The following is a 15,584-nucleotide window of genomic DNA, read 5'->3' as shown; positions in this document are numbered from 1 at the left end:
AGCGCGGCCGTCGCGGCGAGCGCGGCGAGCGCGGCGAGCGCGGCGAGCGTCGCACCCGCGTCGAGTGCGTCGGCCGCGGCGCCGTCCGCCGTCAACGACGGCAGCGGCGCGCGATTCGCCAGCGGCACCTCCGTCGAGATCTCGGAGGATGTCGACGGCGACGTGTTCGCCGCCGGCCAGAGCGTCGTCGTCAGCGGTGACGTCTCGGGCGACGTGATCGCGGCCGCCCAGACCATCACCATCACCGGCACCGTCGATGGCAACATCCGGCTCGCGGGCCAGGACGTCGTGATCGACGGCGACGTCGGGCGCAGCGGCACCGTGTTCGCGCAGAACGTGACGATCACGGGGTCGGTGGGCGAAGACCTGGTCGGTGCCGCGGCGACCGTGCGCATCGGCGGCGATGTCGGCCGCGACGTCGCGGTGAGCGTCGGGCGCCTGGCGGTGGGTGGCACGATCGGGGGTGACCTCACCTACGTCAGCGACCGCGATGCCGCGATCACGGGAACGGTGACCGGAACCGTCGACCGCATGGCCCCACCGCAGCCCACCGAGGTCGAGGTCTCTCCCATCGCGGTGTTCTTCGGGTGGCTGCTGCGCGCGCTCTACGCCCTCGTCGCCCTCAGCCTGATCACCGTGCTCGCCGGGCTGCTCGTTCCGCGCCTGCTCGAGCGGGTGACCGACCACCTCGTTCCGACTCCGTGGCGGGCCCTGCTGGTCGGGGCGGTGGCCGTCATCGCCGCTCCCGTGGTCTTCGTGTTCCTGCTCGTCACCATCATCGGCGCCCCCCTCGCACTCGCCGGCGCCGCCGTGTGGCTGGTCCTCACCATCGCCTCCTTCGTCTACGCCTCCTACTACGTCGGCCGGCTGCTGCTGCGCGGCACGCAGTCGCCGATCCTCCGCGCCCTCATCGGCGGCCTCCTGCTGATCACCGCACTGCAGATCCCGTGGCTGAACGTTCTGGTGTGGCTCGCGATGGTGTGCTTCGGAATCGGGGCGCAGCTGCTCGAGTTCTACCGTCGCCGGCCGTGGCGCCCGCTGCCGGCACCGCATCCCGCCCCGGAGCGCGCACCGCACGACTCCCTCGTGGGGGCGTGAGCGATGCGCGCGCTCGTCGTCTACGAGTCACTGTGGGGAAACACCGAGAGCATCGCGCGGGCCGTGGCGCGGCAGCTCGAGCAGCGGATGACGGTGGTCATCACCGATTCGGAGGGTGCGCCGGCATCCATCGACGGCATCGACCTGCTGGTGGTCGGCGCACCCACCCACGCGTTCTCGATGTCGCGGCCGGCGACCCGAGCCGATGCGGTGGAGCGGCACGGCGCGCCGCGCACGGTGACCAGGGGCATTCGCGAGTGGCTGGCAGCCCTGCCGCGCATGTCGTCGGCGGTGCCCGCGGCGACCTTCGACACCCGTGCGGATTCCCCGCGACTTCCGGGGTCGGCCGCACGGGCTGCGCGGCACCGGCTTCGCGCACTGCGTTTCGACGTCAGTGACGGCGCGGTCTCGTTCTGGGTCGACGGGTACGCGGGTCCGCTCATCGACGGCGAACTCGAGCGTGCCGCGGAATGGGCAGCAGCACTCGTCGCAAGCGCGGAGCGGTCGGCGAGGGTCACCCGATCCTGACCGGTACCGTCGTGGCGGCTGCCAGGTGCGAAAGTGACTATGGTCGAATCATGTCCCGTGCCGACCACGCGCCGCAGAGGCCGCGCTCCCGTCGCGGTCGGCGCTAGGCACAGCATGGTGTCACTTCCGGGGCGGGATTCGCTCGGCCATGCCGATGACCGCACGATCGCCACCAGGGCGGCAGACGGGGATATCCGCGCGTTCGAGATCCTCATGCGCCGTTACGGTTCGCTGATGAGTGCCTATGCCGCGCGCATCGTCAACCCGACCGATGCGGAGGACGTGGTGCAGGAGACGTTCGTCACCGCGTGGCGCGACCTCCCAAACCTGGAGAACCTCGGTTCTGTGAGGTCGTGGTTGACCACGATCGTCACGCGCAAGAGCATCGACCTGCTCCGCACCCGACGAGAGCAACAGTCGCTAGACAACGTCGAGGTGGAAGACCCATCCGATGGCCCGGCCGAGACGGCGAACGCGACCTCCCTCGACGAAGCGCTGTCTGCGGTGCTCTCCAGCCTCCCCGAGGATCAACGACGCTGTTGGACGCTGCGGGAGGTCGCTGGGTATGGTTACCAGCAGATAGCCGACGAGCTCGATCTTCCGGTGTCTACAGTGAGGGGATTGCTCGCTCGGAGCAGAAGCACCCTCGTTCGAGAGATGGAGGCGTGGCGATGACCGAGACGCCGGAGCCCTCCCCGACCTCACCCCTCGACGCCGCAAACCTCGACGGTCACACCGTCGAGTCGCTCAGTGACTATCTCGACAGTGGCCGCACGCCACGTATCGAGGCCATTGAGTCGTCCCCCGCAGCGCAGAATGCACTGGCGGCACTGGCCCGGTTGCGAATGGTCGCGCCGCGCGTCATCGATGCCGATGCCGCTGCCGACCAGTTCGCCCCCCGGAATGACCACTGGATCAAGCGGATCCTCGACCAGATCGGCGTGCAGGCGAACGCCGGGCGAGACATCCCGATCAGTCACGATGTGCCGGGAGCCGACCTGTCGATCTCCGAGGGTGCCGTGCGCGCAATCGTGCGTGAAGTCGGTGATGACATGGAGGGGCTGCTGGTGGAGCGGTGCAGGCTCGATGGCGACGTGGAGACACCGGGGGCGCCCGTCGACATCACCGTCGAGATCTCGACATTCGAGGGCATCGACATCGCCAGGGCCACGGCGGAGCTGCGCGAGCGGGTCGAGCGGGCCATCACGCTTCACGTGGACATGGCGCTGTCGAGCGTGATCGTGCGGGTGCGCGACACCGACCTGACCGGAGACGAGGCGCGCGCCAGATGAACGATGAAACACCCGACGACATCCCCACCGAGCTGACCCGGCTGCTCCGCAATGTCGACGGTGTGCACACGGTCTACCCCACGAGGCACATCGTCTCGACGATCGTGACGGCGGTCGTCGAGGCGGTGCGCAACGACCCCGTCGGCATGCACCTCGTCACCGTTACGGAGGGTGATGATGGAACCGAGGTCGTGGCCAACATCGGGGTGGCAGCTGACCAGTCGGCGTCGATGGTCTGTCGGCGCGCGCACGACGCGCTCCGCGCCTACTTCGCAGACAGCGGCAGCGCGGTCCCGCGCAGGATTCGCGTGAGCGTCGGGCGGGTCGGCTGAGGGGTCCGGCTAGTCCACCGCCAGGTCGACTCGCTCGTGGCGGAGAGTCTCCCTGGCGGTGTGTTCGGCAGCCACCCAGGTCGCGCCGAGGGTCACCCTCTCGACGGGGACCACTGCGAGGGAGACGGTCGCCTGCTCCTCGTGCAGCACCATGACGAGGTCGGGGCGCTGGGCGAGGTGTGCTCGTCCGACGGGGGTGGTGCCCTCGTCGGCGACAATGCCGACGGTTGGCGCGCTGCCGGTTGGCGCGCTGCCGGTCGGCGCGTGCGGGGCGTCGTCGCCGTCGATCCACTCTCGCGTCACGCGCAGTTCCTCGCGGCGCACGGTCACGGTGATCGTCCGCTCCTCGACGACGATGACCTTTCGCACGGTGACGCGCTCTCGCGGCGCTATCTCGGTGCGCAGCACCAGCCGTTCCTCCGACAGCACGACGTCTGGGCGGTCTGGCGTGGCGGGTTCTCGGTAGTCCATGGGGCCCTTCCGGTTCGACGTGGACCGGTGCCGGCCTCGGGGGGAGGCCGGCACCGGTGGTGCCGCTAGGAGCGTCGAGCCGCCTGCGTGGCGTGGTTCTTCGCCTTCGCGGCCTGCTCTGTCACGCTCGGAGCGTTCCTGGCCTCCTGCTGGATCTTGGGCGCCTCTTCCTCCGCCTTGCTGAGGTATCCCTCCCAGCGTGCCTGCATGGGCTTGATCAACCCACCACCGGCTCCGACGATGATGACGCCCGCGATGATCGCGAGAACCGTGATGAGCACCGGTGTGGTCACCGTCGTGGCGACCTCGATCTGGTTCAGTGCGGCGGTGACGCCGAGGAACAGGATGAAGATGCTCGCCACGTTCGCGATGACCTTGCCGTACGACAGGCCGCCGAGGGTGTTCTGGATCAGTCCCTTCGCGCCCGCGGCGATCGCCGCGGCGACCACGATGATGACGATGGCCACGATGACCTTCGGCAGGAAGGCGATGATTCCGGCGAGCAGGTCGCTGACGGGGTTCTGTCCGAAGACCCCGAACGCGAACTGCAGCACGAAGAGCACGAGCGTGTAGTAGAGGATCTTGGCGATGATGTCCGAGGCGTCGAGCTTCGAGTTCGCGAGGGCCTTCTTGACGCCGCCGCGTTCCACGACGCGGTCGAAGCCGACCTTCTCGAGGAGCTTCCCGAGGGCCTTGGACAGCACCTTGGCGACGATCAGGCCGACGATCAGGATGAGCAGGAACAGAAGCGCCTTGGGAACGAAGTCGATGAGCGACGCCAGTCCGGTCTGCAGTACGACGGGGATGTTATCCATGGTGGTGGTGCCTTTCGGTGGTGATGGAACGCTGGTCGGTCACCCACACCGTGGGTGACCGACCAGCAGTGAGAGGGGTCAGTTCCTGGTGCGGGTGTTCGTGTCGGGATCGACGAGTTCGATCTCCTCCTTGCGCACTTCGTCGGTCACGGTCTCCTGCTCGGTGACGGTCTCGGTGTCGAGGCGTACACGCTCGACGGGAACGGTCTCCTTGCTGGTGACCACACGCTCACCGGTGAGGACGAGTTCGTGTTCCTCCTCGCTGATCGAGGGCCCGTCGGTCGCGTCGCCGATGTTCGCCTCGGTGATGGGCTCACGCTTCAGGGTGACCTCTTCGTGGCTGACCGGCACGGTCACCGACTGCTGCTCGGTGACGACGTACTTGCGGAGCCGCGCGCGGCCCGTCTCGACCGTCTCGGTCGCCACGTGGAGGCGCTCCTCCGAGCGGGTCATCGCGTCGTCGGTCGTGGTGCCGGACACGTCGTGGCCCGTCGTCGACTGGTCGGATGCGGTATCCGCATCCTGGTCGAACAGTCCGGTGTCTGCTGGGTCACCGTGGGAGCCGCGTGCGGCGCCGCCGTAATAGGCGAAGAGGGTCTTCTCGTCTTCGGGGCTGAGGGTTCCGTCGTCGTCGACGCGCGGGGCGTCCCTGATGAAGGACTTCTCGAACGACACGCGCACGGCACCGTCCGTCAGGTCGGCATCGCTCACCGGGACGAACGACTCGGAGTTGCCGAAGAGGCCGGTCTTGACGGTGACCCAGGTCGGCTGCTCGGTGTCGGAGTCCAGGTATACCTGTCCGACGCTGCCGACCTTGTCGCCGGTCGGGTCGACGACGTCGGCGCCGAACAGGGTGGGAACGCTACTCGAATCAATCATGATGCTCCTTGGATTGCGCGCTCCGTCGACTGCCGGGGCGCTGGTGAGGCGGGGTGGGAGGGGGTGCTGCGGGTGACGCGACGTCGACCGCTCGAGCGTGCGGGCACGCTCGACTGCTCGAGCGTGCGGGCACGCCAGAGACGCTGCGCTTGGATGCATCGGAATGCGGGCGCGCAGCGTGGTCGGGTTCTCTCAATAGACGCGGCTGGCGGTCGAAGTGTCACGAGAATCGCCGGAATCTTTCTGTGGGATTCTGGAGGAGGATGCTCCGTGGCACGCTCGCCGGCATTCCGCTCCCCGTGCCGGGGAAATATTGCGGGCATTCCGCAGGTTCCCGCATGGGTGCCCCGCACCGCCCGGCGCTCCACCTCGCAAGGAAGACATGGCCCCGATGACGCTCTCCGACACCACCGTGGCGCTGACCGATGCCGAGGTCGCCGCGATCCGGTCTGACTTTCCCGCACTCGACGCGCGCGTGAACGGGCATCCACTCGCCTATCTCGACTCGGGGGCGACCGCACAGCGCCCCCTCGCGGTGCTCGACCGCGAGCGCGCCTTTCTGCTCGAGAGCAACGCCGCGGTGCACCGCGGTGCGCACACCCTCGCGGGCGATGCGACCGAGGCCTTCGAAGATGCCCGCCACACGGTCGCCCAGTTCATCGGCGCGGGGGACGACGAGGTGGTGTGGACAGCCAACGCCACCGACGCCCTCAACCTCGTCGCGCACGCTTTCACGGCCGCGAACCGCCCGGGCGCGGTGCCCGACGAGCGGCTCGCGCTGCGACCCGGCGACGAGATCGTGGTGACCGAGGCCGAGCACCACGCCAACCTCATCCCGTGGCAGCAGGTCGCCGCGGCAACCGGCGCCACCCTGCGCTTCGTGCCTGTCGACGACGACGGCGTGTGGACCATGGTGGATGCCGCGGCGGTGCTCACCCCGCGAACCCGCATCATCGCCGTCGCCCACGTGTCGAACGTCACCGGATACACCGCCCCCGTCGCGCAGCTCGTCGCCGCCGCGAAGGAGCTCGGCGCGATCACCGTGCTCGACGCCTGCCAGTCCGCCCCGCACCGACCCCTCGACCTGGGCGCGCTCGGGGTCGACTTCGCCGCGTTCTCGAGCCACAAGATGCTCGGCCCCACCGGGATCGGCGTGCTCTACGGCCGCCAGCCGCTACTCGACGCTCTGCCGCCGTTCCGCACCGGAGGGTCGATGATCAGCACGGTCACGATGGAGTCCGCCGAGTTCCTGCCCGCGCCGCAGCGCTTCGAGGCGGGCACCCAGCCGGTGTCGCAGGCCGTCGCGCTCGCCGAGGCGGTGCGCTACCTCGACCGGGTCGGCCTCGACCGCATCGAGGCGCGCGAGCATGAGCTCACGACGCGCATGGTCGACGGGCTCACCGGCATGCCCGGCATCCGGCTGGTCGGTCCCCGCGTCGGAGAGCAGCGCACCGGCATCGCCGCGTTCGACGTCGCCGGGGTACACGCGCACGACGTCGGCCAGCTGCTCGACGCCCGCGGCATCGCGGTGCGAGTGGGGCACCACTGCGCGCAGCCCCTGCACCGCCGCCTCGGCCTCACCGCCACCACCCGCGCGAGCCTCTACCTCTATTCCACGACCGACGAGGTCGATCGCATGCTCGACGCCGTCTCCGGCGTGCGCGCGTACTTCGGTGCGCGATGAGCGACGACCTCTCGGCCATGTACCAGGAGCTGATCCTCGATCACTCGCGCCGCCGCGTCGGCCAGCGCACCCTCGAGGCCGCCGACGCCTCGCACCACGAGCTCAACCCGACCTGCGGCGACGAGATTACCCTTCAGGTCACCGCGGGTGCGGCGACGGGCGCCGTGGGCGAACTCGCCTGGCACGGCAACGGCTGCAGCATCTCGATGGCATCGGCGTCGATCCTCGCCGAGCTCGCCGCCGACCGGCCCGGCACCGACCTACGCCCGCTCATCGACGAGTTCCGCACGATGATGCACTCGCGCGGCCGCGGAGAGCCCGACGACAGCGCGCTCGGCGACGCCGTCGTGTTCCACGGAACCTCGAAGTACGTGATGCGCGTCAAGTGCGCCATGCTCGCCTGGGTCGCCCTCGAGAAGTGCCTCGACGCGCTGCCCGCCGGCCCCGCGGCGACCGCCGACGCGTAGCGGGCCTCGCGCGGGCCGAGACTCGCGGTCCCGGTGCCCGCGGCAGCCCTCCTCGCGCAGAAAAAGTGCGCTGGCGAAGAAAAAGTGCACCATGGTGGATGCTCCACGCCCTCGAACGCGCACGCGCGCCCTAGATTGAGCATCATGAGACCCCCCTTCCTCATCTCCGACGAGGTCATCTCCGCGCTCGCCGACGCGCGCCCCGTCGTTGCCCTCGACTCCACGGGCATCGCGCACGGCTTGTCGCGCCCCCGACACCACGCGGCGGCGCTCGAGTTCGAGCGGATCCTGCGCGACGAGGGCGTCACCCCGGCCACTGTCGCCGTGGTCGACGGCGTCGCGCGCATCGGCCTCGACGACGCCGGGCACGCCCGCATCGCCGACGACACCGTCGCAACGGCGAGCGTGCGCGACCTCGCGATGCTCGCGGCGACCGGGGCATCCGCGGCCACCGCGGTCGCCGCGACCGCGCACCTCGCGGCGATGGCCGGCATCAGGGTTCTCGCCGCCGGCGGGCTCGGCGGGGTACATCGCGGTCCCGCAGGCACCCTCGTCGAATCGCCCGACCTCGGCACGCTGGCCCGCACCCCGATCACCGTCGTCAGCCCGGGAATCCCGTCGATTTTCGACCTCGCGGCCACCCTCGGGCGCCTCGAGGCGCTGAGCGTTCCCGTGGTCGGCTACCGCACGCGGGTGTTCCCCCGGTTCTGGGTGGGCGACTCCGACAGCGCGCTGGAATGGTCGGTCGACTCGCCGGAGCAGGTGGTCGCGATCATGCGGGCGCACGACCACCTCGGGCACGAGCAGGGCATCGTCGTCGTCGCCCCGGTGTCGCGCGACCAGCAGTCGAACCCGGCCGACCTCGACCTCGCCCGCAATACCGTGCGGGTGGCGGCATCCATCGCCACGGCCTGGTCGACGAGAGAGGGTGCCTGACCGCGCGGTCACTGTCGTCGGCGGTCGGCCTCCCGCTTGACGGCCTCGTAGGCATCGAGGGCCTCCCGGCGGGACGCCTTGAGGTCGACGATCGGCTCCGGGTACTCCGGGGTGTCGAGCTCAGGCACCCAGCGGCGCTGATAGTCGCGGTGCTTGTCGAACTTGTCGGCCTGCAGCACGGGGTTGAAGATACGGAAGTACGGGGCGGCATCCGCGCCGGATCCTGCGACCCACTGCCAGTTCGCCGGGTTGTTCGCCTCATCGGCGTCGACCAGGCAGTCCCAGAACCACTGCTCGCCGATGCGCCAGTCGATGAGCATGTTCTTGATCAGAAAGCTCGCGGTGACCATGCGGATGCGGTTGTGCATCACGCCGGTGTGCCACAGCTCACGCATACCCGCGTCGACCAGCGGAATGCCGGTGTGCCCGGTCTGCCACGCCGTCAACTGCTCGGGGTCGGGCTCCTCCCACGGGAACTCGTCGAACTCCGGCCTGAAGTTCTTCGTCGCGAGGTCGGTCTGGTGGAACAGGATGTTGTAGTTGAAGTCACGCCAGACCACCTCGCGCAGGAACGACGAGCCGTTCTTGCGTCCGGCGGGCGAGGTCGCCACGCGGGTGACGGTGTCCCAGATCTGGAACGGGCTGAGCTCACCCCAGCGCAGGCGTGGTGACAGGCGGGAGGTGGCATCCACCCCCGGCTCGTCCCGGTGTGCCGAATAGTCCTCGATGTCGTTCTCGGCGAACTCCTCGAGCTGGCGGATCGCCGCCGCCTCGCCGGGCTCCCACGTCTCGTGAAGGCCGGCCGTCCAGTCGAACCCGGTCGGCAGCAGCTGCCAGTCGGCGAGCGCGTCGCTGTCGGGTGCGGTCGGACCGTCGACGGTTTTCGGGGCGTCGAATGGATGCCGCGGCTCGCCCTTCGCGAGGCAGGCCTTGTAGAACGGGGTGAAGACGCGGAACGGGCGCCCATCGGCGGTGGTCACGGTCCACGGCTCGTTCAGCAGGTTCGCGTGAAAGCTCTGCACCTCGAGCCCGTCGTCGCGCAGCGAGGTCTTGAGTGCCGCGTCGATCTCGCGGGTGGCCCCGTAGCGGCGGTTCCACAGCACGGCCGTCGCGCCGGTCTCCTTCGCCAGTCGCGGGATCTCGGATGCCGCGGCGCCGCGTCGCAGCACCAGGTAGCTGCCGCGCTTCTCGAGGTCCGCAGCCAGCGCGGTCAGGCTGTGGTGCAGCCACCAGCGCGCCGCGCCCCCGATCGCGCGCACGCCGTCGCTCTCCTCGTCGTGCAGGTAGGCCACCACGACCGGGCCTCCCCGCTCGATGGCGGCGTGCAGTGCCGGATTGTCTGTCAGCCGCAGGTCGTCGCGGAGCCAGACGAGGCTCACATCACTCACGCGTCGATGCCCTGCCGCAACTTGTCGGTCAGCATCGAGAGCTGCGCGAGTTCGTCGTCGTCGAGCACCGCTCCGACGTGGGTCACGATCGAGTCGACGTGGATCAGCGCGACGCGGCGGAACACGTCGACGCCGCGCTGCGTGGTCTCGACGATGATGCCGCGCGCGTCGTTCGAGTCGATGGACTTCGTCACGATGCCGCGCGCGGTGAGGCGGTCGATGAGACGGCTGACGCTCGGCTGCGTGAGCAGCAGGTAGCGGTTCAGGTCCTTGATGCGCAGCCGGTTGTCGTGCTGTGAGAGGTTGAGCAGCACGTCGTACTCGTTGAACGACAACTCACCCGACGGAAATTCGGTGTTGAGATGACGCATCACGGCGACCTGCGCCCGGAACAGCGATTCCCACGCCGATACTGCTATTCGCTTATCAGTCATGGGAATCCTTGTGCACCTTGCCACTCTACGGAGTGCGGTGCTACCCACCTATATGAATGTTGCGGATTAAACAGGATTCGCTGTACAGGATTGAGGGTCGGCTTCAGAGGCAGAAGCCGACCCTCTCCCTTGCACCAAGAGTGTCCTGCAATCACATTCCGCCTCCGTTGCCACAGCAAACAACTTCAGCCCGATAAACATATAACGGCGAGGTAACGAATGCTAGTTATCAATCCGTTATTTTTTATGGATGATTCGTCAGGTGTGAAGGGGCTGCCGGTCGGGTCGGTCGCCTTGCCGCTCCCGAACCGATCGGATACCGTCGAGCCGAGTAGCACCGGGTCGGGTGTGAACGGATTTCATGGGGGAAGCCGCCGCGACGACCGCACTATCCACCTCCAGTCCCGGGGGTGCCGTACCGCACGTGTGAGTAAGGCGCTCATGAAGGGGGAGCAATGCATGCACGTCGACTCCTCGTCGCGGGCGTCATCATCGTGGTCGGTGCCATCGGCGTCGGCGCGGTGATCAGCGCGCAGGCCGGCTCCGAGTCGTCGGTCGAGGGCGGGCCGGGGGGAGCGTCCACCGCGCAGCCGTCGGTCACCAGCACCCCGGTCCAGGTGCAGCTGCTGCAGCCGCGCGCGGGGGAGGCCGCCAGCTATGCGGCGGTCGGCGTCGACGTCGTCACGCTCGAATTGGGTTGGGACGAATACCAGCCGTCGCAGTCGAGGACGAGCAGCTCCTACGTCGCGCAGCGCGTGGCGGAGGCCGAGGCCTATGCCGACGCGGGCCTCGAGGTCGTGCTCGACCTCGGCCTGCAGTACCCGCCGTCGTGGGCGCGCGGCCTGCCGGGGGAGACCCGCTTCGTCAACCAGCACGGCGACCAGTGGCGCGGGGGCACCGGCACCGACCCCGTCGACGGGGTCTGGAACCCCGCCGTGCGCGCGGCCCAGGGTGCCTACGTCGCGCAGGTGGCGAGAGACTTCACCGGCGTGGTCGACCGCGTGCGGGTCGGAGGGCTGCTCTCGGGCGAGATTCGCCTGCCCCCGGCCAACGCGGCGGGCCGCACCGACAGCCTGTGGGCATTCGGCGCCGGCGCGCTCGCCGCGTCACCCAACCCGACCTGGCGTCCCGGCACCGGAACGACCGAGCAGGCGGCCGAGTGGCTCGAGTTCTACCTGTCATCGGTGAGCGACTACGCGGTCTGGCTCACCCAGACCGTGAACGCCGCATTCCCCGCGGCCCCCATCGATGTGCTACTGCCCGGCTGGGGCATCCGCCCCGGGGACATCGACCGGATGACGGAGGCCCGCCTCTCGACGAACGCGATCGTCACCACCGGTGACGACCTCGCCGGCGGCATCGATTGGCCCCGCCAGGTACGGGCACTCGACGGCCTCGGCCTCGACCTCACCGCGGTGAGCACCTGGGTCGACGCCCCGTCGTACGGCACCGGGCCCCGGGACCTCGCACCGGTCGAGTACCTCGCCACCATCACCCGTCCCATGGGCATGCCGCTCAGTGGCGAGAACACGGGTGGGGGCGGGCCCGCGGCGCTCGCGCGGGTGCAGGAGCAGGTGGACCGCCTCGGCCTGCGGCGCATCACCTGGATGCCCGACGGCACCGACGGGGACATCACCCCGGCGGATCTCGGGGAGGCCTTTCCGCACTGACGGGAGAGGGCATAGGATCGAAACGTCCGATCACCCCAGTTAGGGGGGTCGGAACAGTTGGTTCCTGTACTTGGCGTAGAAGCATGCCATACAGTCGAACGTGTACTGGCGTCCCCCACGTTGGTAGCCCGATGGTGTGCATTCCCATATTGGTGACGGTGCGACCCGAAAGCGCGCCTCCAATCACAGGAGATTTTACTCATGCCCGATGAGTCTGTTCAACCGCGCCTGGACCGCACCCCACGGTCCAGTCGCACCATCCGCACACGCCGTGTTCTCAAGCCGCAGCGTGCCAGCGCCATGCTCCGCACGAGCCGCCTCGCGCCCGTCGACATCCTGTCGTCGGCCGTTCCCGCGGTAGCCGACCTCGACGTCATCATCCCGGCCTACAACGAGGAGCTCCGCATCGGCGAGGCCCTCGAAGCACTGTGCCGGCAGTTCTCCGCGCAGCCGGGACGAATCCGCATCCTCGTCGTCGACAACAACAGCGTCGACTCGACCGTCGAGGCGGTCGACCGCGTTCGTCGGCACGGTGTGCGCATCGACATCGTCAACTGCCGCACGCCGGGCAAGGGCGCCGCGGTGCGTGCCGGTGTCGCCCACGCGACCGCCCCGTACATCGCCTACGTCGACGCCGACACCTCGGTGCCGCCCAAGGTGCTCGCCACCGGCCTCGCCCTGCTCGAGCACGGCTGGGACGGCGTCGTCGGGTCGCGCCGCGCGCTCGGCGGACGCTACGCGGTGGCCCAGCCTCTCGTGCGTCGCGTCGGCAGCCGGGTCTTCAACCTCCTCGCCCGCACCATCGTCGGGCCCCTCAGCGACACCCAGTGCGGCATGAAGATGTTCCGCCGCGAAGTCGCGGGCGACCTGTTCGCCGAATCGCGCATCGACGGCTTCGCCTTCGACGTCGAGATCCTCGCCCGCGCAAGGGCCGCGAACCTCAGCCTGATGGAACTGCCGATCACCTGGACCGACAGCACGGGATCGTCGTTCGCCCCCGTGAAGCACGGCATCGCCTCGTTCCGCGAGATCGCCCGCGTGCACTCCATGACGCGGGGACTCTCCCGTGTCGCCTGAGCGGGACCGCGCGGCCGGCTCCCTCGTCATCACCAACTGGCGTGACCTCGACCACCCGGAAGCGGGCGGAGCTGAGCTCGTCTGCCAGGAACTCGCGGTGCGCTACGCCGAGCGCGGTCGCGACGTCGTGCTGCTCGCGGCCGCCGTCGACGGCCGCCCGCGCGTCGAACGTCGCGACGGCTACACGATCGTGCGTGGCGGTGGCCGGTTCACGGTCTACGCACACGCGCTGTGGTGGTTGCTGCGGCACCGCCGCCAGGTCGGCGCCGTCATCGACTCGCAGAACGGCATCCCCTTCTTCACCCCACTGGCCGTGCCGGCCGGCACTCCCGCCGTGATGCTCCTGCACCACGTTCACCAGGAGCAGTTCGCAGGATACTTCCCTGCCCCCGTCGCCGCGCTCGGGCGCTTTCTGGAGAGCACCGCCAGCCGTCACGTCTACGGCCGCCGCGCCGTCGTCGCCGTGTCGCCGTCCACCAGGACCGACGCCCGGCGTCGCCTCGGCCTGCGCGGCAGCCTGTGGGTCGCGCCCCCCGGCCTCTCCGTCACGCCGGTCACCGGCGTCGAGCGATCCGCGCGCCCGTCGATCGTCACCGTCGGGCGCCTGGTGCACCACAAGCACGTCGCCCTCGTCGTCTCCGCCCTCCCCGCCGTGCTCGCGCGGCACCCCGACCTGACCATGACGTTCATCGGGAGAGGTCCGGAGCGTGACGCGCTCATCGCCCTCGCCGAATCCCTCGGAGTCGCGCACGCCGTCGACATCCGGGGCGACCTCGACGACGCGGCCCGCGACCACGCCCTCGCCGGAGCGTGGATGTCGGTCAACGCATCCCAGGGCGAAGGCTGGGGACTCTCCGTCGTCGAAGCCAACGCGCAGGGCGTTCCCGTGCTCGCCTACCGACGACGCGGCCTCCGCGACTCCATCCTCGACGGCGAGACGGGGTGGCTCCTCGACGAGGGCGCCGACCTCGCTGCCGCCATCGCCGACCGCCTCGACGAACTGAGGGACGCCGACGTGGCGGCGCGCTACGCCGCCAACGCCCGCGACTGGGCGTCGTCGTTCACCTGGGAATCGATGGCCGACCGCATCCAGGTCGCCCTCGACTGCGAACAGGACCGCCTCGACAGCGACCACGACGATGCCCGGCCACTCTCCGACACCGCCACACTCATCACCGCTCCCGCCGACCTGCTGCCCGCCGACTGGACGCAGCACCTGCGGCTCTCCGATCTGTGGGAGCACGACGGCGACATGACCCGCATCCTCTGCCTCGACACCGACGTGTTCGCCGCCGAGGAGCTGCTCGAAGACCTCGGCTTCGGCACCGGCTCGCTGGGCCGTGAGCACGTCACCGTGCGGGTCGCACGAACCCGCGACTACCTGAGCCTGCGCCGTCCCGCGACCAGCGGGCACCTGGCCAGTCGATGAGCGCGGTGACCCTTCCCCGGCCTGAGAGATCCCGCACCGCACACCACCCCGCCCGCGGCCGTCGCATCGCCGGCGGAACGAACCGAACCCGGCGTACCGCGTACCTGACGGCGCTCGCTTTCGCCGTCGTCGCCGCCGTCCTGCGCCTGCTCAACGTCACGACCTCGTACGACCTCTTCATCGACGAGGCGACCTACGCCGCGATCGCCCGCGACACCACCCTCGCCGCGGGGCCGCTGCTGCACGGCCTGCCGTTCGTGCTGCACCCACCCCTGGCGCTGCTCTTCTTCGCCGGCCCCGCGAACCTGCTCGGCACGAACGACGTGCTCGCGCTCGTCACCGGGCTGCGACCGTTCGTCGCCGTCGTCGGCGCGCTGACCGTCGCCGTGCTCTACCTCACCCTGCACCGCGCGGGGCTGCGCAAGGCCGCGTTCTTCGCCGCCGCCCTCGTCGCGCTCGATCCGTTCATCATCAGCTTCGACAGCCGGGTCATGCTCGAGGCCCTCGCCCAGCTGTTCGCCGTGCTCACCATCGCCGCGGCCATCCGCGCTGCAACCGCCGTCGGCGCGTCGCAATGGCGATGGACGGCGCTGACCGCCGTCGCCGGTGCCCTGACCTTCGGCACCAAGGAGACCTTCGGCCTCGTCGTGCTGGCGACACTCGTGCTGGTCGCGCTCACCTCCCCTCGCGGATCGAGGCGCCCCCCGCTGGTCGCCGTCGCCGGCACGCTCGCCGGCTACGGCATGGTCAACGTCGCCATGGTCTCCTGGGCCGGCTTCGACCTGTGGTGGCATATGCGCACTGACGGACTGTTCCGGCTCCTCGGCACGCGGCAGACGACCGGCTTCAAGGCCGAGGGATCCCACGGGTCGTTCTGGGATCGCCTCGTGCCGAACATCGCGGAACTCGGCGCGACCTACGCCATCCTCGCCATCGGCGGCGGCTGCGCCGTGCTGCTGCTGTGGGGCGTGCTGCGCCACCGCCCCGCCATCACCGCGCTGTCGCCGGACGCCGCAGCCGCCGCGAAGATCATCGCCCTCTGGGCCGTGTGCGCCTGCGGGGACGTCGGGTACGCGGGCGCGGT

Annotated in this window: 17 protein-coding genes; 12 read left to right on the top strand and 5 right to left on the bottom strand. The window is 69.7% G+C overall.

Annotation, left to right across the window (positions count from 1 at the left end):
- The 5 genes from G5S38_RS13890 to G5S38_RS13870 form a co-directional block, all read left to right on the top strand.
- Positions 1-1,098: bactofilin family protein (locus tag G5S38_RS13890; protein WP_165069834.1), on the top strand; the 1,098-nt coding region annotated here is incomplete at its 5' end.
- 3 nt (positions 1,099-1,101) lie between these two features.
- Positions 1,102-1,626 carry a flavodoxin family protein gene (locus G5S38_RS13885; protein WP_165069819.1) on the top strand — a complete coding sequence of 175 codons (525 nt, stop codon included), beginning with the start codon at positions 1,102-1,104 and terminating at the stop codon, positions 1,624-1,626.
- A 114-nt stretch (positions 1,627-1,740) separates the two neighbouring features.
- Positions 1,741-2,301 carry an RNA polymerase sigma factor gene (locus G5S38_RS13880; protein WP_165069816.1) on the top strand — a complete coding sequence of 187 codons (561 nt, stop codon included), beginning with the start codon at positions 1,741-1,743 and terminating at the stop codon, positions 2,299-2,301.
- The gene (locus G5S38_RS13875; RefSeq protein ID WP_165069813.1) at positions 2,298-2,918 is read left to right on the top strand and encodes a hypothetical protein; all 621 of its coding nucleotides are present in this window, start codon (positions 2,298-2,300) and stop codon (positions 2,916-2,918) included. The genes G5S38_RS13880 and G5S38_RS13875 overlap by 4 nt, the downstream gene beginning before the upstream one ends.
- Positions 2,915-3,250: a hypothetical protein gene (locus G5S38_RS13870; RefSeq protein ID WP_165069811.1), complete on the top strand. Its 336-nt coding sequence runs from the start codon at positions 2,915-2,917 to the stop codon at positions 3,248-3,250. The genes G5S38_RS13875 and G5S38_RS13870 overlap by 4 nt, the downstream gene beginning before the upstream one ends.
- Before the next feature lie 9 nt (positions 3,251-3,259).
- On the opposite strand, the gene G5S38_RS13865 is transcribed toward G5S38_RS13870, so the two are convergent.
- The 3 genes from G5S38_RS13865 to G5S38_RS13855 all read right to left on the bottom strand — a co-directional run bounded on the left by G5S38_RS13865 (position 3,260) and on the right by G5S38_RS13855 (position 5,415).
- The gene (locus tag G5S38_RS13865) at positions 3,260-3,721 is read right to left on the bottom strand and encodes a DUF2382 domain-containing protein (RefSeq protein WP_165069808.1); all 462 of its coding nucleotides are present in this window, start codon (positions 3,719-3,721) and stop codon (positions 3,260-3,262) included.
- A gap of 65 nt (positions 3,722-3,786) precedes the next feature.
- On the bottom strand, positions 3,787-4,536 hold the full coding sequence (locus tag G5S38_RS13860) for a mechanosensitive ion channel family protein (protein WP_165069805.1): 750 nt from the start codon (positions 4,534-4,536) through the stop codon (positions 3,787-3,789).
- 78 nt (positions 4,537-4,614) lie between these two features.
- Entirely contained in the window at positions 4,615-5,415 is an 801-nt protein-coding gene (locus G5S38_RS13855; protein WP_165069802.1) for a DUF2382 domain-containing protein, read from the bottom strand.
- 382 nt (positions 5,416-5,797) lie between these two features.
- Between G5S38_RS13855 and G5S38_RS13850 the strand changes: the two genes are divergently transcribed.
- From G5S38_RS13850 to G5S38_RS13840, 3 genes are all read left to right on the top strand, one after another.
- Complete coding sequence (locus G5S38_RS13850; protein ID WP_407943853.1) at positions 5,798-7,099, top strand: SufS family cysteine desulfurase; 1,302 nt, start codon at positions 5,798-5,800, stop codon at positions 7,097-7,099.
- Positions 7,096-7,566, top strand: coding sequence for a Fe-S cluster assembly sulfur transfer protein SufU (gene sufU, locus G5S38_RS13845; RefSeq protein WP_165069799.1), 471 nt, complete (start codon positions 7,096-7,098; stop codon positions 7,564-7,566). Before G5S38_RS13850 ends, sufU begins: the two co-directional genes overlap by 4 nt.
- A gap of 144 nt (positions 7,567-7,710) precedes the next feature.
- Complete coding sequence (locus G5S38_RS13840) at positions 7,711-8,502, top strand: pseudouridine-5'-phosphate glycosidase (RefSeq protein ID WP_165069797.1); 792 nt, start codon at positions 7,711-7,713, stop codon at positions 8,500-8,502.
- A gap of 8 nt (positions 8,503-8,510) precedes the next feature.
- Here the strand turns inward: G5S38_RS13840 and G5S38_RS13835 are convergent, their stop codons facing one another.
- Both G5S38_RS13835 and G5S38_RS13830 read right to left on the bottom strand, forming a co-directional pair.
- Complete coding sequence (locus tag G5S38_RS13835; protein ID WP_165069794.1) at positions 8,511-9,890, bottom strand: cryptochrome/photolyase family protein; 1,380 nt, start codon at positions 9,888-9,890, stop codon at positions 8,511-8,513.
- Positions 9,887-10,324: a MarR family winged helix-turn-helix transcriptional regulator gene (locus tag G5S38_RS13830; RefSeq protein ID WP_165069791.1), complete on the bottom strand. Its 438-nt coding sequence runs from the start codon at positions 10,322-10,324 to the stop codon at positions 9,887-9,889. Before G5S38_RS13830 ends, G5S38_RS13835 begins: the two co-directional genes overlap by 4 nt.
- Before the next feature lie 455 nt (positions 10,325-10,779).
- Here G5S38_RS13830 and G5S38_RS13825 point away from each other — a divergent pair, with 455 nt between their 5' ends.
- From G5S38_RS13825 to G5S38_RS13810, 4 genes are all read left to right on the top strand, one after another.
- A complete protein-coding gene (locus tag G5S38_RS13825) occupies positions 10,780-11,994 on the top strand; it encodes a hypothetical protein (RefSeq protein ID WP_165069788.1) in 1,215 nt (404 codons plus the stop codon).
- A gap of 300 nt (positions 11,995-12,294) precedes the next feature.
- Positions 12,295-13,071, top strand: a complete 777-nt coding sequence (locus tag G5S38_RS13820; protein WP_165069785.1) for a glycosyltransferase — start codon at positions 12,295-12,297, stop codon at positions 13,069-13,071.
- The gene (locus tag G5S38_RS13815) at positions 13,061-14,500 is read left to right on the top strand and encodes a glycosyltransferase family 4 protein (protein WP_165069782.1); all 1,440 of its coding nucleotides are present in this window, start codon (positions 13,061-13,063) and stop codon (positions 14,498-14,500) included. Before G5S38_RS13820 ends, G5S38_RS13815 begins: the two co-directional genes overlap by 11 nt.
- A gap of 5 nt (positions 14,501-14,505) precedes the next feature.
- Positions 14,506-15,584, top strand: a 1,079-nt coding sequence (locus tag G5S38_RS13810) for a glycosyltransferase family 39 protein (RefSeq protein ID WP_165069778.1), incomplete at its 3' end; no start/stop codon positions are given.

The organism is Marisediminicola senii, from assembly GCF_011057645.1.
Lineage (GTDB): Bacteria > Actinomycetota > Actinomycetes > Actinomycetales > Microbacteriaceae > Marisediminicola > Marisediminicola senii.
The sequence above is the reverse complement of the archived record's forward strand: the minus strand, read 5'-3'. Positions and strand labels throughout refer to the sequence as shown.